Annotated in this window: 22 protein-coding genes; 13 read left to right on the forward strand and 9 right to left on the reverse strand. The window is 62.4% G+C overall.

Annotated elements, in window-relative coordinates; translation table 11 throughout:
* Positions 1-145: 145 nt before the first annotated feature.
* Both phnX and JN524_RS14780 read right to left on the reverse strand, forming a co-directional pair.
* Positions 146-973 (reverse strand): phosphonoacetaldehyde hydrolase, encoded by an 828-nt coding sequence (phnX, locus tag JN524_RS14775; RefSeq protein ID WP_202369794.1) that lies wholly within the window; start codon positions 971-973, stop codon positions 146-148.
* A gap of 145 nt (positions 974-1118) precedes the next feature.
* Positions 1119-2228 (reverse strand): 2-aminoethylphosphonate--pyruvate transaminase, encoded by a 1110-nt coding sequence (locus JN524_RS14780; RefSeq protein ID WP_202369795.1) that lies wholly within the window; start codon positions 2226-2228, stop codon positions 1119-1121.
* Positions 2229-2341: 113 nt separating this feature from the next.
* Between JN524_RS14780 and JN524_RS14785 the strand changes: the two genes are divergently transcribed.
* On the forward strand, positions 2342-3202 hold the full coding sequence (locus tag JN524_RS14785) for a LysR substrate-binding domain-containing protein (RefSeq protein WP_202369796.1): 861 nt from the start codon (positions 2342-2344) through the stop codon (positions 3200-3202).
* A gap of 159 nt (positions 3203-3361) precedes the next feature.
* Here the strand turns inward: JN524_RS14785 and JN524_RS14790 are convergent, their stop codons facing one another.
* Positions 3362-4234 (reverse strand): LysR family transcriptional regulator, encoded by an 873-nt coding sequence (locus JN524_RS14790; RefSeq protein ID WP_202369797.1) that lies wholly within the window; start codon positions 4232-4234, stop codon positions 3362-3364.
* A 269-nt stretch (positions 4235-4503) separates the two neighbouring features.
* Between JN524_RS14790 and JN524_RS14795 the strand changes: the two genes are divergently transcribed.
* Both JN524_RS14795 and JN524_RS14800 read left to right on the forward strand, forming a co-directional pair.
* The gene (locus JN524_RS14795) at positions 4504-5829 is read left to right on the forward strand and encodes an MFS transporter (protein WP_202369798.1); all 1326 of its coding nucleotides are present in this window, start codon (positions 4504-4506) and stop codon (positions 5827-5829) included.
* A 71-nt stretch (positions 5830-5900) separates the two neighbouring features.
* Positions 5901-7292 (forward strand): FAD-dependent oxidoreductase, encoded by a 1392-nt coding sequence (locus JN524_RS14800; RefSeq protein ID WP_202369799.1) that lies wholly within the window; start codon positions 5901-5903, stop codon positions 7290-7292.
* Positions 7293-7885: 593 nt separating this feature from the next.
* On the opposite strand, the gene JN524_RS14805 is transcribed toward JN524_RS14800, so the two are convergent.
* The gene (locus JN524_RS14805) at positions 7886-9277 is read right to left on the reverse strand and encodes a type VI secretion system Vgr family protein (RefSeq protein WP_202369800.1); all 1392 of its coding nucleotides are present in this window, start codon (positions 9275-9277) and stop codon (positions 7886-7888) included.
* 221 nt (positions 9278-9498) lie between these two features.
* Here JN524_RS14805 and JN524_RS14810 point away from each other — a divergent pair, with 221 nt between their 5' ends.
* Positions 9499-10203, forward strand: a complete 705-nt coding sequence (locus tag JN524_RS14810; RefSeq protein ID WP_007961154.1) for a YebC/PmpR family DNA-binding transcriptional regulator — start codon at positions 9499-9501, stop codon at positions 10201-10203.
* Between the two features lie 85 nt (positions 10204-10288).
* Here JN524_RS14810 and JN524_RS14815 read toward each other — a convergent pair whose 3' ends face one another.
* Positions 10289-11599, reverse strand: a complete 1311-nt coding sequence (locus JN524_RS14815) for a protein kinase (RefSeq protein ID WP_202369801.1) — start codon at positions 11597-11599, stop codon at positions 10289-10291.
* Positions 11600-11822: 223 nt separating this feature from the next.
* Entirely contained in the window at positions 11823-12944 is a 1122-nt protein-coding gene (gene zapE, locus JN524_RS14820; protein ID WP_202369802.1) for a cell division protein ZapE, read from the reverse strand.
* Positions 12945-13231: 287 nt separating this feature from the next.
* Between zapE and JN524_RS14825 the strand changes: the two genes are divergently transcribed.
* The 7 genes from JN524_RS14825 (at position 13232) to JN524_RS14855 (ending at position 19847) form a co-directional block, all read left to right on the forward strand.
* On the forward strand, positions 13232-13753 hold the full coding sequence (locus JN524_RS14825) for a Csu type fimbrial protein (protein WP_337248654.1): 522 nt from the start codon (positions 13232-13234) through the stop codon (positions 13751-13753).
* 104 nt (positions 13754-13857) lie between these two features.
* Entirely contained in the window at positions 13858-14391 is a 534-nt protein-coding gene (locus JN524_RS14830; protein ID WP_096795681.1) for a Csu type fimbrial protein, read from the forward strand.
* 20 nt (positions 14392-14411) lie between these two features.
* Positions 14412-14948 carry a Csu type fimbrial protein gene (locus tag JN524_RS14835; protein WP_027614606.1) on the forward strand — a complete coding sequence of 179 codons (537 nt, stop codon included), beginning with the start codon at positions 14412-14414 and terminating at the stop codon, positions 14946-14948.
* 4 nt (positions 14949-14952) lie between these two features.
* Positions 14953-15453 (forward strand): Csu type fimbrial protein, encoded by a 501-nt coding sequence (locus tag JN524_RS14840; protein ID WP_095138831.1) that lies wholly within the window; start codon positions 14953-14955, stop codon positions 15451-15453.
* A gap of 34 nt (positions 15454-15487) precedes the next feature.
* On the forward strand, positions 15488-16276 hold the full coding sequence (locus JN524_RS14845; RefSeq protein ID WP_202369803.1) for a fimbrial biogenesis chaperone: 789 nt from the start codon (positions 15488-15490) through the stop codon (positions 16274-16276).
* Positions 16277-16521: 245 nt separating this feature from the next.
* Complete coding sequence (locus tag JN524_RS14850; protein WP_202369804.1) at positions 16522-18879, forward strand: fimbria/pilus outer membrane usher protein; 2358 nt, start codon at positions 16522-16524, stop codon at positions 18877-18879.
* Positions 18876-19847: a Csu type fimbrial protein gene (locus tag JN524_RS14855; protein ID WP_202369805.1), complete on the forward strand. Its 972-nt coding sequence runs from the start codon at positions 18876-18878 to the stop codon at positions 19845-19847. Before JN524_RS14850 ends, JN524_RS14855 begins: the two co-directional genes overlap by 4 nt.
* Positions 19848-19950: 103 nt before the next feature.
* Here the strand turns inward: JN524_RS14855 and JN524_RS14860 are convergent, their stop codons facing one another.
* Both JN524_RS14860 and JN524_RS14865 read right to left on the reverse strand, forming a co-directional pair.
* Positions 19951-20706, reverse strand: coding sequence for an anti-sigma factor family protein (locus tag JN524_RS14860; RefSeq protein WP_202369806.1), 756 nt, complete (start codon positions 20704-20706; stop codon positions 19951-19953).
* Positions 20703-21209: an RNA polymerase sigma factor gene (locus JN524_RS14865; RefSeq protein WP_202369807.1), complete on the reverse strand. Its 507-nt coding sequence runs from the start codon at positions 21207-21209 to the stop codon at positions 20703-20705. The genes JN524_RS14860 and JN524_RS14865 overlap by 4 nt, the downstream gene beginning before the upstream one ends.
* A 157-nt stretch (positions 21210-21366) precedes the next feature.
* On the opposite strand from JN524_RS14865, the gene JN524_RS14870 reads away from it, so the two are divergent.
* Positions 21367-22461, forward strand: a complete 1095-nt coding sequence (locus JN524_RS14870; protein ID WP_202369808.1) for a catalase family peroxidase — start codon at positions 21367-21369, stop codon at positions 22459-22461.
* Positions 22458-23003: a cytochrome b gene (locus JN524_RS14875; protein WP_202369809.1), complete on the forward strand. Its 546-nt coding sequence runs from the start codon at positions 22458-22460 to the stop codon at positions 23001-23003. The genes JN524_RS14870 and JN524_RS14875 overlap by 4 nt, the downstream gene beginning before the upstream one ends.
* Here the strand turns inward: JN524_RS14875 and JN524_RS14880 are convergent.
* A complete protein-coding gene (locus JN524_RS14880; protein ID WP_202369810.1) occupies positions 23000-24199 on the reverse strand; it encodes an MFS transporter in 1200 nt (399 codons plus the stop codon). The two genes, JN524_RS14875 and JN524_RS14880, sit on opposite strands and share 4 nt — an antisense overlap.
* Positions 24200-24301: the final 102 nt, after the last annotated feature.

Raw genomic sequence — 24301 nt, forward strand, 5'->3', positions numbered from 1 at the left:
GGCATGCTTTAACTGTAATCCGCTTTGGCGGATTTGCCTGAGGCTGATCGGAGTTTCAATGCGCTGACTCAAGGCTTCAGCCATAAAAAAAACGCCAGCGTCGCGAAGACCCTGGCGTTTTTTGTTGTTTTGACAAAAGAAGCAATCAGCTCGATTGCGGCATTTCACCGTTGGCCAGACGCTTGTTGATGTCGGCAATCACTTCCGGCAGGTCGCTGATGGTGTCGATCATGTAGTGCGGACGGGAATCGGCGAACAATGCATGGATGCGTTTGCGTTCGCTGGCCAGTTCGTCGCTGCCCAGCGCCCGGTAGCCGGCGTAATCCAGGCCCAGCGCGTTGCCCGAGCAGATCAGCGCCACGGTCCACATCCCGGCGCGACGGCCTTCGAGGATGCCCGGCACGGTGTCGTCGATCTTCACGCAGGCCGCAACATCATCGATGCCCAACGCAATCACGTTGGCCAGGGCCTGAGCCGGCCATGGGCGACCGTTCGGCACTTCGTCGGTGGCGACCACGTGGTCGGCGACGTAGCCATTAGTGGCAGCGAGGGCCACGACCTTGTCCATCACCTGTTTCGGGTAGCCGGAGCAGGAACCGATCCTGATCCCTTGCTGACGCAGGTTGGCGATGGTTTCCAGTGCGCCGGGAATCAGCGCCGAGTGCTCGGCGATCTTCTCGATCTGCAGCGGCATGAAGCGGTTGTAGATCGCGGTCACGTCATCGTCGGTCGGGGTGCGGCCGAACGCTTTGCGATAACGCTCGGCCACCTGCGGCTGATCGCACAGGGTACGGATATGGTCCCACTTGCCCATGCCCATCGGGCCACGGGCTTCTTCGATGGACACCTGAACGTCGAACTCGGCGAAGGCTTCGACGAAGATCTGCGTCGGTGCGAACGAGCCGAAATCGACCACGGTGCCGGCCCAGTCGAGGATCGCGGCTTGCAGTTTGCTTGGGTTGGTGTAGTTCATTTTGGTCAGAATCCTGTATTGGAATGCGATTCAAACTGTAGGAGTGAGCCTGCTCGCGATAGCAGTGTGTCAGTCGCCATCGTCGGTGAATGCTGAAACGCAATCGCGAGCAGGCTCACTCCTACAAAGGGATTTTTGGTGCGGGTTAGATCTCTAGCACTTCCATCTCGCGCAGCACTTCACCCACTGCCGCCACGGCCTCGCGCATTTGGTCCGGGCTGACGTGGCCGATGCAGCCGACGCGGAAGGTTTCGACCTGAGTCAGTTTGCCGGGGTAGAGGATGTAACCCTTGGCCTTGACCCGTTCGTAGAAGTCCTTGAACTGGTAGCGTGGATCTTGCGGGGCATGGAAGGTGGCGATGATCGGTGCCTGGATCGCTGCCGGCAGGAAGCTGCGCAGGCCGAGCTTGCCCATCTCTTCCATCAGCGCCTGACAGTTGGCGGCGTAGCGCGCATGGCGAGCAGGCAGTCCACCTTCTTCGTTGTATTGCAGCAACGCTTCGTGCAGCGCCGCGACCACGTGGGTCGGCGGGGTGAAACGCCACTGGCCGGTCTTCTGCATATACGTGTGCTGGTCATACAGGTCCATCGCCAGCGAATGCGAGTTGCCGGCCGCTGCTGCCAGCGATTCCTTGCGGGCGAAAACAAAACCCATCCCCGGCACGCCTTCCAGGCACTTGCCCGAGGCGGCGATCAGCGCATCGAACGGGACTTTTTGCGCATCCACAGGCAGTGCGCCGAACGAGCTCATGGCATCGATGATCAGGCGCTTGCCGTGTTGTTGCACGACGTCCGCGATTTCCGGCAGCGGGTTGAGGATGCCGGTGCTGGTTTCGCAGTGGATCAGCGCGACATGGGTGATGTCGCCATCGGCGCGCAGCAGGCGGTCGACGTCGGCAGCGGTGGTCGGTTCGTCTTCGGCGGTTTCGAAGGTGCTGAACGAGCGGCCGAGCACTTCGCAGATCTTCGCCAGACGCTTGCCGTAGGCACCGTTGATCAGCACCAGCACCTTGCCGTCACGCGGCACCAGCGTGCCGATGGCCGCTTCGACAGCGAAGGTGCCGCTGCCCTGCAATGGCACGCAGTAGTGAGTGGCGGCGCCGTTGAGGATTGCCAGCAATTGCTCGCAGAGGCTGGCGGTCAGTTGGTTGAAGCGGTCATCCCATGACCCCCAGTCGATCATCATTGCCTGGCGGGTGCGGGCCGACGTGGTCAACGGGCCGGGAGTGAGCAGGATGGGTGCGGCAGTACTCATTCGTGTGTCCTCGCGTTAGCGCTGTGGGATGAAGCTACGGGGCATACGTTGCAATTCGGCGGTCTATCAATCAAATTGTTTGTTGTTATGCCAGCCATCAGTGAGGGTTATTCATGAATTTGTTCCAGCTGCGCGCCTTCGACGCCGTGGCCCGGGAAGGCAGCTTCACCCGCGCCGCGGCGCGCCTGTTCATCAGTCAGCCGGCGGTCACCGGACACATCAAGGCGCTGGAGGAGCACTACCAGATCACCCTGTTACGGCGCACCGCGCGTCGGGTCGAACTGACCGAGGAGGGCACCAAACTGGCGGCGATCACCCGCGCGATGTTCGGTTTGGCCGAAGAAGCCCAGACCCTGCTCGAAGCCAATCGTCAGTTGCTTACCGGGCGCCTCGAAGTGGCGGCGGACGGTCCGCACATGGTCATGCCGATGCTCGCCAGCCTGCGTGCGCGCTATCCCGGAATAACGGTGAACCTGCGTCTGGGCAATGCGCAGGAAACCCTCGCCGCGCTGTTGTCCGAGCATGCGGACGTGGCGGTGCTGACCGAGGTCGAACCGCGCAAGGGCCTGCATCTGCAAGCGTTGAGCGAATCGCGGATCTGTGCGCTGGTGCCGGCGGCGCATGCGTGGGCGCAGCGTGCCGGCGAAGTGAAGCTCAAGGAGCTGGATCAGGTGATCATGGTGTTGCGCGAGCCGAGTTCGATCACCCGCCGTACCTTTGATCAGGCGTGTGCGCAGGCGGCGGTCAATCCACGGGTTCTGCTGGAACTGGACAGCCGTGAGGCGGTGACCGAAGCGGTGGCGGCGGAGCTGGGGGTGGGCGTGGTGTCGTCGGTGGAGGTCAGCCATGACCCGCGGGTGGTGGCAATTCCGATTGTCGGCGACGGGCTGGTCAATCGGCACATGATTGGCTGTATGGAGCGGCGGCGGGAGTTGCGCCTGATCCAGGCGTTCTTCGGTCTGGCGCCGGCCTGACAATTCGCGGCGCCTCATTCGCGAGCAAGCTCGCTCCCACAGGAATTGCGCTATGCCCATATCCCCTGTAGGAGCTGCCGCAGGCTGCGATCTTTTGATCTTGTTTTTAAAAGCAAAATCAAAAGATCGCAGCCTGCGGCAGCTCCTACAGGAGGTGGGTCAGGTCAGGCTCTCGCGCACCATATCGAGAAACGTCGCCACCACCCGCCGCGAACTCTGCTCGCGCAAGCACACCAGCGTCTCGGTCAATCGTCGGGTGCAATCGGTAATCGGCAACGCGCAGACTCGCGAATCCGCGCCAAACTCCGCCGCTGATACCACCCCCACACCGATCCCCACCACCACCGCCTCGCGCGCCGCCTCCCGGCCCTCGACCTGGATTGCCGGACGAATGCGAAAACCGGCGCGGGCCATTTCCTCTTCCAGGGTCTGGCGGGTTACCGAGCCGTGCTCGCGCAGCACCAGCGGCGTGTCATCGAGATCGGCCAGACAGATCGACTCGCGCTCGGCCCACGGGTGATGGCGCGAAACGAACGCCACCATCGGGTCGTTACGCAGCGGCACGCACAGCAGACGTTCATCAGTGACATCACGCCCGAGCAGCGCCAGATCGGCCTGGTAGTTGAACAGGCGAAACAGCGATTCATCGGTGTTGCCGGTTTCGATCTTCACGCTGATCCCCGGATACCGCTCGCAGAACCGCGCGATCTGCGGCAGCACGTGTATCGGTGCGTCCACTGCGAGAATCAGGCTGCCGGTCTGCAACGCCTGGGATTCCTGCAGCAGTTCCTGGGCTTCAGCCTCGATCACAAACAGCCGCTGAGTAATCGCCAGCAGCCGCTCACCGAGATCGGTCAGGCGCACCGAACGCTTGTTGCGATGGAACAGCAACACACCAAAGCGCTCTTCGAGTTTGCGCACCTGGTCGGAAATTGCCGGTTGTGTGAGAAAAAGCCGTTCGGCGGCTTTGGTGAAGCTTCCATGGACGGCCACGGCGTGGAAGGCTTTGAGCTGGGCGTGGGACACCGACATGCAGCCTCCAGTAACAAGCTGAGCTTATGTGTGAAATACGATAAATCGATTTTATTTATTAAACAGTAATTGCTTTGATCCGCTCACGCCAGCGCTGACTGTCCGCTCGGACAGCAGCGTTGGCGATGAGCCTGTGCGTGCAACAACAGGACTCATCTGACCGCTATCGCCATCAGGGATGGGGCGCTGGCGCAGTGCTCAACAATAAAAACACAGGCGTTTACTTAACGATTCTGCCGGCACACTCACACCCTGAGGTCAGAACCACAATGAACAAGCACATCGGCACCATTGCGCGTTGGCGCATGCAGATTTTCGCTGTCACCTGGCTCGCGTACGCCGCTTTCTATTTCACCCGCAAAGCGTTCTCGGTGGCCAAACTGGGCATCGCCGAAGACCCGACCTTCATGCTCGACAAGATGGCCATGGCCAACCTCGATGCGATCTATCTGGCGGCCTACGCCATCGGCCAATTCACCTGGGGCATGCTTGCCGACCGTTTCGGCCCAAGGGTCGTGGTGCTTGGCGGGCTGCTGATTTCCGCTGGCGCGGCATTGGTGATGGGCAGTTTTGCCACCTTGCCGATCTTCGCCACCTGCATGCTGATCCAGGGGCTGGCGCAGTCCACTGGCTGGTCGGGATTGTGCAAAAACCTCGGCAGTTTCTTCCCGGCGCAGCAGCGCGGGCGGGTGCTCGGATTGTGGAGTTCCTGCTATGCGTTTGGCGGTCTGGTGGCCTCGCCGTTCGCCGGCTGGTGGGCGTATACGCTGATGGGCACCTGGCACGCGGCGTTCATTTCCAGCGCGGTGGTGGTCGCGGTGGTGGCGCTGTTGTTCTTCATTTTTCAGCGCAACAAACCGGAAGACGTCGGCCTGCCGGCGGTGGAACCGGAGCCGGAACTCAGTGCCGCGGAAACCGAAGCCAACAGCAAGCTCAGCGTCTGGGAGCCGTTGAAGGAAATCCTGCGCAACCGCACGGTGCTGGTGCTGGGCCTGGCGTATTTCATGTTGAAACCGGCGCGTTACGCGATTCTGTTGTGGGGGCCGGTGATCGTCTTCGAGCAGATGCCAAGTGTCGGCAAGGTCGGCGCAGCGATCATTCCCACCTCGTTTGAACTGGCCGGTCTGCTCGGGCCGATCATGATCGGTCTGGCCTCGGACAAACTGTTCGGCGCCCGGCGAATGCCGGCCTGCGTCCTCAGCCTGCTGGCGCTGACCGTGACCCTGGCGCTGTTCATGGGCTCGTTGCACACCGGCAGCGTGATGCTGGTGGTGGCGTTGCTGTTTGTCATGGGCCTGACCCTGTACGGGCCGGATTCGATGATCAGCGGCGCGGCCGCCATCGACTTCGGCAAGGCCAAGGCCGGTGCCACGGCAGCCGGTTTCGTCAACGGTTGCGGCTCGGTCGGCGCGGTACTCGGCGGATTGCTGCCGGGTTACTTCGATTCGGTGACGGTGTTCATCGTCTTCGCCGGCTGCGCATTGTTCTCGGCGCTGGTGCTGATTCCGCACTGGAACAGCCGCCCGGTCGGGGTGATGGAACCGCGCGCGTCCATTCCCAATTGCCCGCTGACCATCAAACCCCTGCGTAACTGAAAACCCTTGCCTCGCGGCCTGCTGCGGCGTTCGCGGCAGGCTGTGTCGTGGCCATCTGACTGGAGAATCCCATGCGACCGTTTTGGCTAGAGCAAGCCTTGCAGGCCGAGCCATCCGCGACGTGCCCGTCGCTGCAAGGCGAAGTGCGCACTGACGTGTGCATCGTCGGCGGCGGCTACACCGGGTTGTGGACGGCGATCATGCTCAAGCAGCAGAACCCGGAACTCGATGTGCTGCTGATCGAAGCCGATATCTGCGGCGCCGGTGCCAGTGGGCGCAACGGTGGTTGCGCGTTGTCGTGGTCGGCCAAGTATTTCACCCTCGAGCGGCTGTTCGGCGTCGAGGAGGCGGTGCGCCTGGTCAAGGAGTCCGAGCGCAGCATCCACGCCATCGGCGCGTTCTGCGAACGGTTCGGCGTCGATGCCGATTACCGCCTCGACGGCACGCTGTACACCGCCACCAACCAGGCGCAGGTCGGTTCGACCGACGCCGTGATCGCGGCGCTTGAGCGCAACGGCATCAACTCGTTCACCCAGCGTCCGCTGGCCGATGTGCAGCGCATGGCCGGTTCCAGCAAGCATCTGGAAGGCTGGTTCTCGCCAGCGGCGGCCAGTGTGCAACCGGGCAAACTGGTGCGCGGCTTGCGTCGGGTGGCGTTGCAACTGGGCGTGAAGATCCACGAGAACACGGCGATGACCGGCCTGGAGGAGGGCCGTCCGGCGCGTATTCACACTGCTGGCGGCTGCGTAATAGCCGACCGCGTGGTACTGGCGATGAACGCGTGGATGGCCCGCGCTTTTCCGCAGTTCGAACGCAGCGTGGCGATTGTTTCCAGCGACATGCTGATCACCGAGCCACGCCCCGATCTGCTGCAGGACATCGGTTTGACCAGCGGCGTTACGGTGCTCGATTCGCGGATTTTCGTGCACTACTACCACAACACGCCGGACGGCCGGATTATGCTTGGCAAGGGTGGCAATACGTTCGCGTTTGGTGGGCGGATGTTGCCGGTGTTCGATCAGCCATCGCCCTATGCGGATTTGCTCAAGCGCAGCCTTGGGGAGTTTTTTCCGGCGTTTGCCGAGGTCAAGGTGGATGCGACCTGGAATGGGCCGTCGGATCGATCGGTCACCGGGTTGCCGTTTTTTGGGCAAATGAGTGCCAGTGGCAATGTGTTTTATGGCTTTGGGTATTCCGGCAGTGGTGTCGGGCCGTGTCACATGGGCGGGCAGATTCTTGCTTCGTTGGTGCAGGGGCTTGATAACCCTTGGACCCGTTCGCCACTGGTGAACGGGCCGCTGGGGTATTTTCCGCCGGAGCCGATTCGGTATCTGGGGTCGTTGATGGTGCGTAATGCGATCCGGCGCAAGGAGCGGGCTGAGGATCATGGGCGGCGGCCGCGGCATCTGGATGTGCGGTTGGCGAGGTTTGCGGCGGCGGCGGGGAAGGCTGACAAGGGGTGATTGGGGGCTGGCGAGCGCTGCGTTCTTTTGGGTTACCGAGTACATATCCGTTTCTGCGGTAACGGCTTCTTATGGTTTCGCTCTTACAGCGACTCACTTTTCCAGACGCCGAAAAGTAAGCAAAAGGCTTGGCCCCGGCGTACGGCCCTCGCTTAGGCTCGGGTTCCTTCGCTCCGGGGTTCATCCGGGGGCATCGCCTCCGGTTTGCTTCGCTGCACCTCCTCTCGATGTGTTTGGCTGCGCCAAACGTCGCTGCGCTCCCACCCCCCGGATAAACCCCTCCACTCAGCCTGCCGAAGGGGCCGGCACGGCAAGATCAAGAGCTTTCGGCGAGCTGACACTCGACCTGTGTAGGAGCTGCCGAAGGCTGCGATCTTTTGATCTTGATCTTGATCTTGATCTTGATCTTGATCTTGATCTTGATCTTGATCTTGATCTTGTGGGAGCTGGCTTGCCAGCGATGGCGGCCTACGAGCCGACCAATCTCCAACTGCCCGCACCCAATCCAACTGTAGGAGTGAGCCTGCTCCCGATAGCGACCTCCGAGTCAACCAGTATTCGGCAGCTGTCCTCAATTCCAATATCTGCGGCGCTTACGGATCAGCTCCGTGCAGCAGCCAATCGAGCAACAGGCTGCTGTCGCGCGGTGGTGGCGTTTCGTTCGGTGGTGCGGGACGCGGGTTGGCGAGGCAGAGGATCGGTCGATCCGGGTCGCTGTCGAGGAAGCTGACCCACACCTCACTGCCGGCGCGGGGCAGCTGGTGGGCGGCGAGCCGGCCGGTGCCGGTCAGCGCGATCGGCAGCCACAGGCATGCAGCTTCAGCTGTCTGCGCCGGCCAGAGACTGACGCCGATGCGCCCGCGATCATCCAGTGCGGCTGGCTGGCCGGGCGATCCCAGCACTCTTGCCAGGTGATAGCCGCCGATGTTCGGGCGCGGTTGCGCCAGGGGCGGGCGAAAATCGCTCGACCAGGGCAGGGCGCAGAAGTCATTTCGATAATGATGCACGTCGGTTGTCGGATCGAGGATCGAGGGGTGCTGGCCTTGATGGTGCAGCTCAGTGATCAGCCATTGCTCGTTGAAGGCATTGATCGGGTGTTCGCTGATGTGCACCAGATGACCGCTGCGCAACGCGCTGCAATCGCCGGATCCCCGAATCGTGCGCGACTGGCAGCGCTGGCGCTGCAGATGGCGCCGGCTGCGCTGTTCGGTGTGGCGTTGGTCGCTGGAAAGGTTCTGCGGTGTGAGCGCTGGCACGGCGTGGTTGGCCGCGTCTGCGGTGATGACCGCCTGACCCCGGTTGCGAATGCCCGGCGCGGCCATGACCGGTGTCGCGTCATGACGCTGCAGCAGCGTGCTGATGCGTGGTGATGGCGTATCGTCGGAAGCGGCAAACGGCACTGGCAGCGGTTCCTGCGGCAGGCTCAGGTTGTCATCGGCAAATACCACCACATGCCCGTCCGGGCGATGTTCGAAGTGATAGTGAATGCCTTCCTCCTCACACAGCCGTTGCAGGAAGGTCAGGTCGCTTTCCTCGTACTGCAGGCAAAATTCCCGTGGCGGGTACTGGCCGACGCTCATCTCGATCCGGTAACTGTCCGTCGGCAGGTGATGTTCTTCGAGCAGTTGCGCAATGATCGCCGGCACGCTCGCTTGCACGAAGACCCGGCGCCGCGGCGACTGCTCCAGATTCAACAGGTGCGGGACTAGCGTCAAGCTGTAGCCGATGCGGTGGCTGGCGCGATGCTCGCAATTGACGCTGTGGATCAGGCCGTGAATTCCGTGATCGACACCCAGGCGCATGAACGCCGGTTGGCGCAGCAGGCTGCCCGGTGCCAGGGCCGGGGCCAGACCGATCACGTCAATCTCGAAACGAAAAGACTGATTGAGTGCTTCCTTGCCGTTGAAACGCAGCACCGGCAGGCACAGCTGACCATCGGTCAGGATCAGGGTCAGGGTGTACGGGCTTTCCTGGTCATTGAGCATTCATACGGGCTCTGTGGGGTAATACGGACGGCAGAGGGTACGAAAACGCGAGCACGAATGGTCATGGCCATTGGGTTTTTCAGAAACGCCCTACAAGGTGTGGTGAAGATGTCGATTCAACAATGAATTTTTTTGGTCGATTGCCGACTTTAGGCCGTATAAACTTGGCGCCACGCGTCGGCCAATAGATGTCTCGGCGCCACAGATCAAGAGAGTGAGTAATGGGCGCACAGTGGAAGGTTAAACACAAAGAAGCGGCAGCCAACGCCAAGGGCAAGATCTTCGGCAAACTGGTGAAAGAAATCACCATCGCTGCCCGCAACGGTGCCGATACCGCCACCAACGCACACCTGCGTCTGGTGGTCGAACAGGCCAAGAAAGCCTCGATGCCCAAGGAAACCCTGGACCGCGCCATCAAGAAAGGCGCCGGCCTGCTGGGCGAAACCGTGCAGTACCACCGCGTGACGTACGAAGGTTTCGCACCGCATCAGGTTCCGTTGATCGTCGAGTGCGTCACCGACAACATCAACCGCACCGTCGCGGAAATCCGCGTGGCGTTCCGCAAGGGTCAACTTGGCGCTTCCGGTTCGGTGGCCTGGGACTTCAACCACGTCGGCATGATCGAAGCGTCACCGGACACCCCGGACGCCGATCCGGAAATGGCCGCGATCGAGGCCGGTGCCCAGGACTTCGAGCCGGGCGAAGAGGGCGCGACCCTGTTCCTGACCGATCCGACCGACCTCGACGCCGTGCAGAAAGCCCTGCCTGAGCAAGGCTTCACGGTGCTGTCGGCCAAACTCGGCTACCAGCCGAAGAACCCGGTCAGCGGCCTGAGCGACGAGCAGATGGCCGAAGTCGAAGCGTTCCTCGAAGGCCTCGACAACCACGACGACGTGCAGGACATGTTTGTCGGTCTGGCGGGCTAAGATCAAAAGATCGCAGCCTGCGGCAGCTCCTACAGGTGTACACATAACCCTGTAGGAGCTGCCGCAGGCTGCGATCTTTTTGTGATTATGTGTGCAATACCTGAATCACTTCGCTGAACCCCGGCCGCGCCAGCACATCTGCCTGACAGCAACGCTGTTCCAGCGCTTGCAGCCGCTCGCGTCGTTCATCGCTCAGCCCTGAGTCGATGCGCGCCAGCAATTCCCCGAGCAGAACCCCGAACGCCCGCACTTCGATGCGTTGCAGTGCCCGGGTTTCCAGGTTGTCGGTGGTGGCATGGAACGACGCCGCGCCGAAATCCCCGAGCAAGCAATCGCCCTGATCGTTCAGCAGAATGTTGTGGCCGTAGAGGTCGCCGTGGGTGATGCCCTGTTGATGCAAGTGCTCGGCCGCCGAAGCGATGCCCTTGGCAATGTTCAGCGCCACTTCGGCACTGAAGCGGCAGTCCTCGGCATACACATCCCGCGAGCAGCTCGCCAGGCTCGGCAATGCCGCCAGGTTACGAAAGCTTGGGTCGATCAGTTGCATCACCAGCCCCTGTTGGCCATCGGGATGCCCGTGAATACGGCCTTCCACGCGGATCAGGTTCGGGTGCAAGCCCGCGGTGATGCAGGCGTTCATCTCGTGCAGCGGCGAACCGTCGCTGGTCATTTCACCTTTATAGAGCTTGACCGCGACCGGCACCTGCGAGCCGTCGGCGCGCTGCCACTGCGCCCGGGAAATCACCCCCGAGGCGCCTTCGCCCAGCCGTTGTTCCAGACGCAGCGCCGACCAGTCGATCAGCGGCGTGGCTTCCAGCGCGGCGGCATCGGCTTCGGTTTCCAGCGGATTGCCGGCATACGCCAGCCAGGTCAGGCTCGGCAGGGTCAGCAGCCACTGCGGCAGTTCACGCAGGCGATTGGCGGCGATGCGGATCAGCTCCAGGCGATGGCACTTGCTCATGGAGTCTGGCAGCGCTTGCAGGCGATTACCGGCCAGCAACAGTTTTTGCAGATACGGGCGCTCACCCAGTTCGGTGGGCAGGCTTTCGATGCAGTTGTCGGTCAGGATCAACCAGCGCAGCAGCGGCGGCAGTGCTGCGCCCGGCACGTGGCTGATGCGGTTGGCCTTGAAGCCGATCATCGTCAGCGCAGCGCATTTTCCGACGCATTCCGGCACTTCGGTGAAGCGGTTGTCCGAGCAGAACAGAATGCGCATCCTGGTCAGGCGGTGCAGGTCGTCGGGCAGACTGCTCAAGGCGTTGCCGCTGAGGTTGAGCACCTCCAGCGTATCGGCCAGCTCGAAAATCTCCCGGGGGAACTCGGTCAGGCCGCAAGACAGATCCAGCCGGGTAATGCCCGACAACTCGCCGGCGCGCAATTGAGCAAGGGTGTGCATGGGATGTTCACTATCTAAGGAAAGAAGCGCCGGGCGCTCGGAATGGGCGACATGATAACGGCAAAGCCTGGGTTTGCACTGAAGAACACTCTGATCCTCTGTGGGAGCGAGCTTGCTCGCGAAGGCGTCCTGTCAGTCAGTGATTTGTCATTGACACTCCGCTTTCGCGAGCAAGCTCGCTCCCACAGTGGTAATCGGTGGTAATCGGTGGTGATCAATGGGATCAGTGGATTTCCTGCAACTGCCCCAGGCGACTGCGGGTGCGCGCCAGATCGATGGCATTGCCGCCAAGGGCCTCGCGCAGTGGCAAGCGGCTGAGCAGGGTCAGGTGCTTGTCCTGGTCGTAGAGCACGTCAATCAGGTTGATGAAGCGCTGTTGTGCGGCGATCGAGCACTCACCGAGTTCCGGCAGGTCGTCGATGATCCACTGGTCGAAACGCCGGCACAGCTCCAGGTAATCCATCACCGCTGTCGGTTGCTCGCACAGGTCGCTGAAGGTGAAAGCGACCCGGCTGCCATCGCACAGGCGCGCCTGAACGTGTCGGCTGCCCACCGGCAGCGCAATGGCCGGGGCACCTTCGGGCGGCAGGTTCAGCGCCTGGCGCTGGGTCGCGGTGGCTGGCCATACATAGTGGCCCTGGGTGAACAACTGATGCGCATGATTGCTCGCCTGACTGCGGTAATCATGCGGGCCGCCGACTTCCATGATCTGCATGCGGGCGTTGATCAAGTCGATCACCGGTTTGAAGCGCGCGTGATAGAGCGGGTTGGGCAGCAAGCCTTCCGGTGGATAGTTGGAGGTCACCAGCAGCAGGATGCCGCGCTGGAACAAGGCCTTGAACAGGCGGGTGATGAGCATCGCATCGCCGATGTCATGCACATGGAATTCGTCGAAACACAGTACCCGGCAGTCGTGTAACAGCTCATCAAGGGTGACATCGAGGGCATCGTCCTGTTTGCGATGCTCGAACATGCCCTGATGCAGGCGGGCGAAAAATGCATGGAAGTGCACGCGCTGCTTCTGCGCGGTGGGCAGAGCCTGGAAAAAACCGTCGAGCAGCCAGCTCTTGCCACGTCCTACCGCACCATGCAGGTACAGGCTCGGCGGCGTTTGCGGCCTGGCGCCGAACAACAGGCTGGCCTGCTGCGCCATGCAATCGATCACCCGCTGCTGGCTGTGGCTGAGGGTGTAACCCTGACCATGGGCCTTGTGCCGGAAATAATCGCGGATCGACTGGGCATTCGCGTCATGCCCGGCATGCGCGGGCCGGCCCTTGGCGAACCAGCGGCGCAGCGCCGACCAGCGCAGGGTCAGTGGCGATCGTTTGGGCGCTCGAGAGGGCACAGTGCAGTCACTCCGTGTTCATCAGACCGGCGCCCGGGAGCGCGGCGACGTAGTGTAACCAGAGGCTGCGCCCGGCTTCCATCGCGGCTCGTCGACAGTGGGCGATCACTGAACAGATTTGTGCGGGACGTACAGCTATTTTCAGCGATGTAATTCGCCGTGTTGCCAAACTTTCGAAACATATCCCGGCAGATCCATGGATCCAATCGACTGGCGGATTCGTCGTCCGTTGCTACCCTGAAACACAGTAACGTCATCCAGGATGTTCCCTCACAAGGAATGGGACAGTGATTGTACGTGTGGTGATGGGCCTGCTCGGGGTGCTTGGGGCCTCGGTGCATGCGGCGGATCTTCAGGTCGAAGTCCGCGTTGACGTGCAGCGTGGCTGCCAGTTGATCGGCCAGCAGCGCGAGGCGGGTATCGAACAATTGGGCGTGCTGGATTTCGGCAGTACTGCGCGTCTCGACGACCCGGCCGGGCCACTGGGTGCGGCGCTGACCAACCAACGGTTGCCGCGCCTGGAGTGCAACCCCGACACGCCGTATCAACTGCAGGTCGACGGTGGCCTGCATGGCGGCGCTGGCGAGGTTCGCTACATGGCGGGGGCGGCGGGGAGCCAGCCGATTCCATATCGGCTGTATCAGGACGCGGCGCGCCGGGTGCCGCTGGTGGTGAACGTGCCAGTCAGCGGCCGGGTGCCGGACACCGGCACGGTGGAGCTGCCGCTGTACGCGCGGATCGAGCGTCTGGCGCAGGTGCCGCAGGTCAGCCGCTATTCGGATCTGGTGAAAGTCACCGTGACCTGGTGAGTGCAGGATTTCAGGCAATTCGCTGGAAGCGGGTTGCGCAGGGAAGGGGCGTTCAATGCTGAACGCAAGGTACGCAGGCATCCTGAAGGAGTAGGACGGACGCAATGACAGGCAAGCACTGGATGGTTATCGCCACGGGTACGTTGCTGTTGCTCGCTGACGACGCACAGGCGGCGATCAGTGGGCAGATCAATGCGCGGCTGATCCTGATCGCCGGGTGCGAAGTCACCAACAGCGCCACCCCGGCGATCCCGGTGAGCAATCTGGGCACCCTCGATTTCGGTCAGCAAGGGCCGACCTGGAACGCGCCGATCAAGGCCAGTCTCGACGGCGACAGCAGCGGCAAGCTGAACGTCGCCTGCAATCCCTCGGTCACCGGTTTCACCGTCACCATCGACGGCGGCAGCCACGGCGACGGCACCACCCGCCGCCTGAGCAACGGGCGCCAGACCCTGCCTTATCAACTCTTTCTGGATGCCTCCGGCAGCCAACGCTACAGCATTGGCCAACAACACAATTTCGCTGTCACCAGCGGTGCGCAGATACCGATTCCGGTGTTTGGCACGGTGGTGGCGAATACCCGCGCGGTTCCGGCAGGTGTCTACACCGACACGCTGACGGTGACGCTCGACTGGTAACCCCGTAGAGGACGGACACCATGCGCAAGTTTGCATCAAGGATAGGTTTGTCGTTGCTCGGCCTGACGCTGGTTTCCAGTGCCCACGCCGCCACCACGGTCACCGGACAGATCACCGCCAGCCTGACCCTGATCAGCAGCTGTCAGGTCAACGGTGCCGGCGGTTCCACCGGGCTGAACTTCGGTGCGCTGAACTTCGGCACCGCCAACAGTCTGTTCACCACCGCGAGCGGGCAGGTACTGGGCGGCGGTGGCGGGGCACTGTCGATTCTCTGCTCCAGCGGCACGACGCCGGTGGTCAAGGTGCGTGCCGGTGCTCACGACGGGCAATCCCCGGGTGGCGCCCGCGCGTTGTACGACGGTGTCGCCAATTACGTGCCGTACGATTTCTACACCGATGCCGGGCATTCGCAACTGCTGCCGATCGACGGCACGATCAACCTGGCGACCAGCACTGGCGTGGCGCAGACGGTGAATATCTACGGTCAGGCGGTGGGCAAGGCCGGGTTGCCGGCGGGGACGTACACCGACACCGTCGCTGTTGAACTGACGTTCTGATGCCATGCGCCGCCAGGGCTGTGCCGCGCTGCTCCTGCTCTGTGCGGGCAGTGTGCCGCTGCCGCTGGGGGCGGCGACCAGCCAGAGCTTTCAGGTCAGCGCGACCATCACGCCGGGATGCCTGGTGGTGGGCGGGGTGTCGAATTACGGCGGACTGAATTTCGGTTCGAGTTCGGCCCTCGCGACCGGCACGGTGCAAGTGGCATTGACCGGCGGCGTGCAGTTGCAATGCACACCGGGGGTGGCACTGAACATGACGGTCGATGGCGGCCAGTACAACAGCAGCGGTCGCCACATGCAGATCAACAGCGGCAGTGCGCGGGTGGCGTATGCGCTGTTTCGCGATGCGGCTTACAGCCAGAGCCTGGGCATCGGCCAGAGCGTGGCGGTGGCCTATAGCGATGCGAACAACATCAGCCTGCCGATTTACGGTCAGGTGCAATTGCCGGGCAATCAGCCCGGGGGGACGTACAGCGACGTGTTGCAGGTGCAGCTGTCGTGGTAAAGCGACATTTGAATGGCCGACAAGGAGCAGGTTCATGGGGGCAGTTACGTCTGGGCATTCGTTGTTGCAGGGCGCGTTGCTGGCGCTGGTCATGTTCGGGGCCGGCCATGCGCAGGCCGCCAGCTCGGTGCTGATCTGGCCGATCGATCCGGTGCTGGAGGCCGATCAACAGGCCAGTGCGCTATGGCTGGAAAACCGTGGCACGGAAACCGCCAACCTGCAGATCCGCGTGTTCGGCTGGAGCCAGAGCGGCTTTGAAGAGCAATACCAGAACCAGCGCGACGTGATCGGCAGCCCGCCGGTGGCGAAGATCGAGCCGGGGCAAAAACAACTGGTGCGCCTGACCCGGACCAAGGATGTGCCGCCGGGGCAGGAACTGGCCTACCGGATCATCATCGACGAAATCCCTTCTGCCCAGCCGCCGGCTGCCGAGGGCGGCAAGACCGCGGCCGCGATCCGCTTTCAGATGCGCTATTCGGTGCCCTTGTTTGCCTACGGCGCGGGGCTGTGGAGCAAGGAAGACAGCACCCGCCCGCGTGACCCCAAAGGTATCGGTGTGCCGCAGCTGAGCTGGCGCACGGTGGCGGTGGACGGTCGACCGTATATCGAAGTGCGCAATCAGGGCGCTGTGCATGCGCGGCTGACCGACGTGGCGATCAAACAGGGTGGACAGAGCAAGCCATTAGCCGAGGGGTTGCTGGGTTATGTGCTGCCGGGCGCGGTGATGCGCTGGCCGGCACCTGGGGCGTTGGCGAGTGAGTCGGCGTTGCAGGTGCGAGTCAATGGCGGGGCCCAGGTGCAGAGCATTGCGCCGGGACGCTGAAAAAGGAGCCAATGCCGAGTGGACTTTTGTAGCGAGGGAGCTTTCTCCCGCTGGGTTGCGATGCAGCCCCAAGCCATGTCAGGCAGTCCGCTTAAACAGTTCTGACGACGGCTGTGCCGCCGAGCGGGAGCAAGCTCCCTCGCCACAATGAATGCATCGTGTCGTCAAAATTCCAGAGAAAGATAACTGGCTTTGGCAAGAGTGGCATCAGGAGGATCGAGTCCATTGACGGACGTAAAGCGTGTATGAGCCCGGGATGGGCTCGTCGTATTCAGCGTCCGTTGTGGCTCATGACTGGCGCGTGTTGCCTGATGTTCGTGCAACCATCCGAGGCCGGCGAACTGCCGCCACCGCCCAGCGGCATGGAGGCCGTGAGTGATGCACAGTTGTTTCTGGAACTGGTAGTCAATCAGATGAACACCGGGCGGGTGGTGGCAGTGCAGCAGCGCGACGGGCATCTGTTTCTGCCGGCCAGCGTATTGCGCGAAAACGGGATGAAATTGCCCGAGGGCAGCGCTGACGAAATCGATCTCGACGGCCTGCCGGGACTGCACAGCGAATACGACAGTGTCGGTCAGCGCCTGCTGCTGGTGGTGCCACCGCAGTGGTTGCCGGACCAGTTCATCGGCAATCGCGAGAACTATCCGCGCACCCCGGCGCTGAGCAGTTTCGGCGCGTTGTTCAACTACGATTTGTACCTCAATGACACCGATGATGCCGGCACTTATCTGGCGGCCTGGAACGAGCTGCGGCTGTTCGATAGCTGGGGCACGTTGTCCAACACCGGGCAGTACCGGCGCACTTTGTCTGGGGATTCGCTCAGCACGCTGGACAACGGTTACCTGCGCTACGACACCACCTGGCGTTACTCCGATGACGAGCGAATGCTCACCTACGAGGGCGGGGACGTGATCAGCGGCGCCTTGCCGTGGAGCAATTCGGTGCGTCTGGGCGGTGTGCAGTTCTCACGGGATTTTGCCGTGCGCCCGGATCTGGTGACCTATCCGTTGCCGCAGTTTGCCGGTGAGGCCGCAGTGCCGTCGTCGGTGGATCTGTTCATCAACGGCTACAAGTCGAGCAGCACCGACCTGCAACCGGGGCCGTACACCCTGACCAATATTCCCTTCATCAACGGCGCCGGGGAGGCGGTAGTGGTGACCACCGATGCGCTGGGGCGGCAGGTGTCGACCACGGTGCCGTTCTATGTCACCAGCAGTCTGCTGCAAAAAGGCCTGAGTGATTTTTCGGTGGCGGCCGGTACGTTGCGCCGCGATTACGGATTGAAGGACTTCAGCTATGGCCCTGGCGTGACTTCCGGCAGCCTGCGCTACGGTGTCAGCGACAGCTTCACCGTGGAAAGCCACGCCGAAGCGGCTGACTCGCTGACCCTCGGCGGCATCGGCGGCAATTGGCGTCTGGGCAATTTCGGCGTGCTCAACAGCGCCATCAGTCAGAGCCGATTCGACGGCGACGGCGGCGAGCAGTTGAGTCTTGGTTATCAGTACAGCAGCCAGCGCTACAGTTTTTCCTGGCAGCGCTTGCAACGCCGCGATCAGTACGCCGACCTGAGCGTGATCGACAGCCCTTACATCAGCCTCAGCCGGCGCAGCGAGCAGGCGACTCTGAGCGTCAACCTCGAGCGCTGGGGCAGCCTCGGTGCCGGTTATTTCGATGTGCGCGCGGCGGACGATTCGCGTACGCGTCTGCTCAATCTGAGTTGGAGCAAACCGCTGTGGCGCAACAGCAGCTTCTATTTGTCGGCCAACCGCGAGATCGGCGACAGCAACTGGGCGGTGCAGGCGCAACTGGTGATCCCGTTCGATCTGCGCGGCAGCCTGGCGATCAGTAGCGAGCGGAGCAAAACCGGGCAGAGTCAGCAGCGGGTCAATTACAGTCGTTCGGTGCCGACCGAGGGCGGGGTCGGTTTCAATCTGGGTTACGCCAAGGGTGATGGCCCCGATTATCGTCAGGCTGATGTGACCTGGCGTCTGCAATCTGTGCAGTTGCAGGCCGGGGTCTACGGTACGTCCGACGCCGAGACCCGTTGGGCCGATGCCAGTGGCTCGCTGGTATGGATGGACCGCCAGGTGTTCGCCGCTAATCGCATCGACGACGCGTTTGTGGTGGTCAGCACCGAGGGTTTCGCCGATATTCCGGTGCGCTACGAAAACCAGCAGGTCGGTCAGACCGATAAAAACGGGCACTTGCTGGTGCCGTGGAGCAGCGCGTACTACCGCGGCAAATACGAAATCGATCCGCTGAATCTGCCGGCCAACGTGCGCAGCCCCAACGTCGAACAACGCATCGCCGTGCGCCGTGGCAGCGGCTATTTGCTGGAGTTTCCTCTGACCCGGGTGATCGCCGCGAGCATCGTGCTGGTAGATGCGCAGCAACGCGAACTGCCATTGGGCGCCGGCGTGCTGCACGAGCAGAGCGGGGCGCGCACTGTGGTCGGCTGGGACGGGCTGGTCTATCTGGAAAACCTGCAGGCGCAGAACTCGTTGCAGGTGACGCTGGCCGACGGCAAAACCTGCAAGACGCAATTCGAAGTGGATATGCAGCAAAGCCAGGTGCCGCTGATCGGCCCGTTGGTGTGCCAATGAACGCGGCGCGGATTTGCCTGTGTCTGGCGTTACTGTTGCCGGGGATGGCGCAGGCCTTGTGTTCGGTGGTCAGCACCACGCCGGCGGCGTTCGGCTCGATCAGCTCGATTGCCGTGCGCACCACGACGCAGCCCAGTTCCACACTCAATGCAGGCTTGAGTTGTACTGGTTCGCTGCTGTCATTGCTGACCAGCAACGATCATTTCTACGCCACCATCACCTCGACCCAGAGCGGCTTGCTCGGGCCGACGGGCGACGTCATTGGCTACACAATCTACGCCAACAACAGCACCAGCTACCCGGTGACTCGCGGCACCGCCTATGACTTCGCGCGTAACGGCATCATCGACGCCCTGGGACTGCTCAACGGTACCACCCCGAAAACCGTGCCGCTGTATCTGGGCACGACCATTGGCAGCAACGTCGCCGCCGGGGTTTATACGGAAACCCTGAGTATTTTCTGGAACTGGAATTACTGCTCCGGGATCGGTATCGGCAGTGTTTGTCTGGGGCGTGACATCAATAGCGGTACGGCGACGCTGACGGTGAACCTGACCGTGTCCAACGACTGCACGATTACTGCGCCGAACATTGCCTTTGGCAGTGCACCGGTGATCAGCGCTTTTACCCCGGTGACCGGGCAGACCATCAACCTGGCCTGTACCAAGGGCAGCGCCTACACCGTCGGTTTGAGCGACGGGCAGAACCCGGCCAGTGTCGGCGGCCGGCGGCGGATGATTTCCGGGAGCAACTATCTGGCCTACGACATCTTCAAAAGTGCCGGCACCACCCGGTGGGGCAGCGTCGGCAGCGCGCGCCGGTCGAGCACCGACGCGGAGGTCAATCCGGGGAATGGCTTGGGTACGGGGAGCCAGATTTTCAATTACAACGCGAAGATCTACACCGATCAGACCACGCCGCCGGCGGGCACTTACCTGGACAATGTGGTGCTCGACGTAGGGTTCTGACTCAACAAAGTCCCCTGTAGGAGCTGCGGCACGCTGCGATCTTTTGATTTTTAACATCAAGGTCAAAAGATCGCAGCGTGCCGCAGCTCCTACAGTGGGGCTTTCAGAATTGCATTGATTGCTTCAGTTGTTTTGCCGCCGGCGAATGCGTCGGGCTGACCATTGCATAGTTGTACCCGTCACCGGACCAGTAATCGGCCTGCAGATCGCCGTCGCTGCGGCTACCGCGAGGCAGGAAGGTGTTCTTCGGCCCCGGTGGTCGCACATAGAAACTGACCTTGTGGCCGCTGCGATCCTCATACATGACCATCGCCGCCGGGCCTTCGTCGGTGCTGAGCAGGCGGCCACTGACCGGTTCGAAACCGGCGGATTTCAGATCCGGCAAGCGACTGGCCTGGGTGAAATAGTGGTCGAGCCAACGCTGCATGTCGCCGTCAGTGTCGACCTTGTAGTCCGCCGGCAATATCCCTTGCTGGGCGATCAAACGATAGGCCTGCAAGGCGTCGGTCATCGGCAACATCGAAGACCTCACGAGGGTCATTTCCCGCGCCTGCCAGCCACTGAACCCGCCGATGCCGACCGCGATCAGCAACACCGCCGCGCTGGCCAGGTGACGACGCGACTGACGCTTGAGGCGCTGGCGAATCAGCGCCGGATCGAGTTCCGGATTGGCCGGTTGCTGCAACGCACCACCCAGGGCTGCGCGCAACAACTGGGCGTCGTGCTGCCAGGCGCGCACCTGCGCGGCGGCTTCCGGGTGAGTGGTCAGCCAGGTGTCGACCAGACGCCGGTCGGCTTCGTTGAGTTGGTGATCGACGTACGCGTGCAGGTCGCGCTCGCTGGGGGGCATGCTGATCATTTGAGTATCCGCAAAGAAGGGCTGCTGATTTCGCCGTCGCTGAGTTGGCGCAAGGCCTGGCGGGCGCGGGACAGGCGCGACATCACGGTGCCGGTGGGGACGTCCAGAATTTCGGCGACTTCCTTGTAGCTCAGGCCTTCGACCGAGACCATCAGCAACAGCGCACGTTGCTCGGTGGGCAGGCAATCGAAGGCTTGCAGGGTCGATTGGGCGATCACGGTGCGCTCGACCGAGGGTTCGGCGTTGTCGCGACCGGTGAAGAATTCGAGCATCCGCGCATAACGACGAGAGCGTCTGTGGGCGTCGAGAAACTGCCGATAGAGGATCGCGAACAGCCACGCGCGCACGTCACCCTCGGCGCGTTTCGCACCCCAGCCGGACAGGGCCCGCTCGAGGCTGGCCTGCACCAGATCGTCGGCGCTGCTGCTGTTGCGGGTCAACGACACAGCAAAGCGGCGCAATCTGGGAATGATTTCTCTCAACTGTTCGTCGAATTCGCTCATGAATTTCTGCTAGTCACTACGCTGTGGACTAGGGAGACGTCTGCCGTTCGAGGTTATTCCACGTTCGGAAAAATAAATACCGGGCCATGGAATAAATCCCGCTGGGGCGCGTCTTGCTGATTCTTCCTACTTGTGGCCGATGGCCCTGGAGTTATTCATGGTTGATCGCACTTCACCGCCGGGCAGGCCGTCGCGCCCGCCCTTGAGTGCCGCGAGCACAGTGTTGCGCCTGACGGCGATTGCCGTGGTGGTTGCCGCAGTGGCCGGGGCGTTTGCCTACGTGCACGGTAACCTTGACCCACAACGTCTGACGCCCAAGGCGCTGGTCGATGTGCTGGAGAAAAACAACGGCGTGCACCCCGGGTTCCGGCGCAACCACGCCAAGGGCGTGTGCGTGATCGGGCATTTCGAGAGCAGTGGCGAGGCGCGAGCGTTCTCTTCCGCGCAGGTGTTCAACGAGGCGCAGACGCCGGTTGTCGGGCGTTTCGCATTGCCGGCGGGCAATCCCTACGCCCCGGACAGCAGTGTGCCGATCCGCAGTCTGGCGCTGCGTTTTACCCAGGCCAACGGTCAGCAATGGCGCACCGGGATGAACAGCATGCCGGTGTTCCCGGTTGGCACTCCCGAGGCGTTCTATCAATTGCAGCAGGCGCAGTCGCCGGACCCGGCCACGGGCAAACCGGATCCGTCGAAAGTGCCGGCATTCTTCGCCGCCCACCCGGAAGCCGTGCCGTTTCTGACGTGGGTGAAGACCGCCAAACCGTCGGCCAGCTATGCCACTGAAACCTACAACAGCGTGAATGCGTTCTATCTGGTCAACGCCAGTGGGCAGAAGCAGGCGGTGCGCTGGAGTGTCACGCCACTGGCGCGCGATGCCGCCGGAGCCTCGGCGCCGGAGGGGGCGGATTTTCTCGAGAAGGATCTGGTGCAGCGTCTGGCCGAAGGGCCGTTGCGCTGGCAGCTGAATATCACCCTGGCCAACCCCGGTGATCCGGTGAACGATGCCAGTAAAACCTGGGCCGAGGGCCGCAAGGTGATCAACGCCGGCACGCTGGTGCTGGAGAAGACCCAGCCGCAGCTCAGCGGCGAATGCCGCGACATCAACTACGATCCGCTGGTGCTGCCGGCCGGTATCGAAGGTTCCGACGACCCGCTGCTCGCCGCGCGTTCCGCCGGTTACGCCGATTCCTATCTACGGCGCACCAGTGAAGTCAGCCAATTGCCCGCCGCCCGTCAGGAGGCTCGCCCATGAGCACGCAACCGACTCATTTCCCGCTGTTGGCGCGGCTGCTGCACTGGCTGATGGCGCTGATGATCATCGCCATGTTGTTCATTGGCGCCGGCATGGTCACTTCGGTTTCACAGCGGCATGAATGGCTGATTCATCTGCACAAACCGCTGGGGATTGCGATTCTGCTGCTGGTGGTCGTGCGTCTGTTGGTGCGGTTTTCCACTCGACAGCCGCCGCTGCCGGCGGATCTGCCGGGCTGGCAGGTGATGGCGGCCAAGGCTTCGCATGTGTTGTTGTACGCCTTGATGCTGGTGCTGCCGCTGCTCGGTTGGGCGATGATCAGTGCGTCCGGGGAGCCGGTGATGCTCAGCAATACCTTGCAGTTGCCATCGATTTTGCCAGCCGATGCGCAAGTGTTTGCCCTGCTGCGCAAGGCACATGGCTATCTGGCGTACCTGTTGTTCCTGACTGTGCTGTTGCACCTGGCGGCGGCGCTGTTCCATGGTTGGGTGCGTCGCGACGAGGTGCTCGACAGCATGTTGCGCGGTCGCGGTCGCGATTAACCCGTCTGTGTGGCGCACCGCTGCGGTGCGCCACTTTTCAGAGTCAGCCACCAATAACTCAGCGCCACTGCGTTGATAGCGGCGCCAAGCAGACACACGCCGGTCCAGCCGGCCCAGGCGTACATCGCCGTCGAGGTAATCGAACCCAATGCACTGCCGATCGAATAGAACAGCATGTAGCCGGCGGTGAGGCGGCTTTGCGCTTCGGGGCGCACGCTGTAGATCATGCTCTGGCTGGTGACGTGCACGGCCTGCAAGCCCAGATCGAGGGTGATCACGCCGAGCAACAGCGCCCACAACGAGGACTGCGTGAGGGCGATCGGCAGCCACGAGGCGAGCATCAGCAGCAGCGACAGGCCACTGACCCATTGGCCGAGGCCGCGATCAGCCAGATGTCCGGCGCGCGCGGCGGCAAGTGCACCGGCGGCACCTGCCAACCCGAACAGGCCGATTTCACTGTGCGACAGCGACAGTGGCGGGGCGGCCAGCGGCAGCACCATCGGCGTCCACAGGACCATGGCGCTGGCAAAGGTCAGCAACGCGAGAATCGCCCGTTGTCGCAGCACCGGCTCTTGCCTGAACAGGCGGAACACCGAAGCGATCAGCGCGCCGTAACGGCTCGCCGGCTGCGCGGCTTCATCCTTGGGCAATACGCGCAACAGCAGCAGTGCCATCAGCAGCGTCAGCCCCGCCGACAGCAGATAGATCGCCCGCCAACCGGCCAGATCAGCCATGGCCCCGGCAATGGTGCGGGCGAGCAGAATGCCAACGACGATGCCGCTGGTGACCACGCCGACCACCCGGCCGCGTTGCGCCGGGATCGCCAGGGTCGCGGCGTACGCCACCAGCACTTGCGTCACCACCGCAAGCAAACCGGTCAGGGTCATGCCGAGCAGCAACCACACACTGTTGGGCGCCAGCGCGATCATCAGCAGCGCGGCGGCCGAGAGCAGGGTCTGGGTAACGATCAGCCGCCGACGGTTGAGCAGGTCGCCTAGTGGCACCAGCAACACCAGACCGATGCCATAGCCGATCTGCGTCAGGGTGATGACGATGCCGATGGTTGCCGGCGACATGGCGAAGGCCTCGGCCATGGCATCCAGCAGCGGCTGCGCGTAATACACGTTGCCCACCGCCAGCCCGCAGGCAATGGCGAACAGCAGTACCACGCTGCTTTTGAGAGGTTGAGATTGCATGCCCTGATTCCTTTTTGGGTTTCAAATTAAAACCAGAATCACGTTAAGCATTCTGGTTTTAATTTGCAACCTTGTTGGTCGTGGCGTTTGATTGCGCAAAAA

This window comes from Pseudomonas sp. MWU318, assembly GCF_016756945.1.
GTDB lineage: Bacteria > Pseudomonadota > Gammaproteobacteria > Pseudomonadales > Pseudomonadaceae > Aquipseudomonas > Aquipseudomonas putida_A.

Bases quoted from the DNA above. Each gene is read 5' to 3' on its own strand.
- phnX (WP_202369794.1), bottom strand. From the start codon at position 973: ATGAACTACACCAACCCAAGCAAACTGCAAGCCGCGATCCTCGACTGG.
- JN524_RS14780 (WP_202369795.1), bottom strand. From the start codon at position 2,228: ATGAGTACTGCCGCACCCATCCTGCTCACTCCCGGCCCGTTGACCACG.
- JN524_RS14785 (WP_202369796.1), top strand. From the start codon at position 2,342: ATGAATTTGTTCCAGCTGCGCGCCTTCGACGCCGTGGCCCGGGAAGGC.
- JN524_RS14790 (WP_202369797.1), bottom strand. From the start codon at position 4,234: ATGTCGGTGTCCCACGCCCAGCTCAAAGCCTTCCACGCCGTGGCCGTC.
- JN524_RS14795 (WP_202369798.1), top strand. From the start codon at position 4,504: ATGAACAAGCACATCGGCACCATTGCGCGTTGGCGCATGCAGATTTTC.
- JN524_RS14800 (WP_202369799.1), top strand. From the start codon at position 5,901: ATGCGACCGTTTTGGCTAGAGCAAGCCTTGCAGGCCGAGCCATCCGCG.
- JN524_RS14805 (WP_202369800.1), bottom strand. From the start codon at position 9,277: ATGCTCAATGACCAGGAAAGCCCGTACACCCTGACCCTGATCCTGACC.
- JN524_RS14810 (WP_007961154.1), top strand. From the start codon at position 9,499: ATGGGCGCACAGTGGAAGGTTAAACACAAAGAAGCGGCAGCCAACGCC.
- JN524_RS14815 (WP_202369801.1), bottom strand. From the start codon at position 11,599: ATGCACACCCTTGCTCAATTGCGCGCCGGCGAGTTGTCGGGCATTACC.
- JN524_RS14830 (WP_096795681.1), top strand. From the start codon at position 13,858: ATGACAGGCAAGCACTGGATGGTTATCGCCACGGGTACGTTGCTGTTG.
- JN524_RS14835 (WP_027614606.1), top strand. From the start codon at position 14,412: ATGCGCAAGTTTGCATCAAGGATAGGTTTGTCGTTGCTCGGCCTGACG.
- JN524_RS14840 (WP_095138831.1), top strand. From the start codon at position 14,953: ATGCGCCGCCAGGGCTGTGCCGCGCTGCTCCTGCTCTGTGCGGGCAGT.
- JN524_RS14845 (WP_202369803.1), top strand. From the start codon at position 15,488: ATGGGGGCAGTTACGTCTGGGCATTCGTTGTTGCAGGGCGCGTTGCTG.
- JN524_RS14850 (WP_202369804.1), top strand. From the start codon at position 16,522: ATGAGCCCGGGATGGGCTCGTCGTATTCAGCGTCCGTTGTGGCTCATG.
- JN524_RS14855 (WP_202369805.1), top strand. From the start codon at position 18,876: ATGAACGCGGCGCGGATTTGCCTGTGTCTGGCGTTACTGTTGCCGGGG.
- JN524_RS14860 (WP_202369806.1), bottom strand. From the start codon at position 20,706: ATGATCAGCATGCCCCCCAGCGAGCGCGACCTGCACGCGTACGTCGAT.
- JN524_RS14865 (WP_202369807.1), bottom strand. From the start codon at position 21,209: ATGAGCGAATTCGACGAACAGTTGAGAGAAATCATTCCCAGATTGCGC.
- JN524_RS14870 (WP_202369808.1), top strand. From the start codon at position 21,367: ATGGTTGATCGCACTTCACCGCCGGGCAGGCCGTCGCGCCCGCCCTTG.
- JN524_RS14875 (WP_202369809.1), top strand. From the start codon at position 22,458: ATGAGCACGCAACCGACTCATTTCCCGCTGTTGGCGCGGCTGCTGCAC.
- JN524_RS14880 (WP_202369810.1), bottom strand. From the start codon at position 24,199: ATGCAATCTCAACCTCTCAAAAGCAGCGTGGTACTGCTGTTCGCCATT.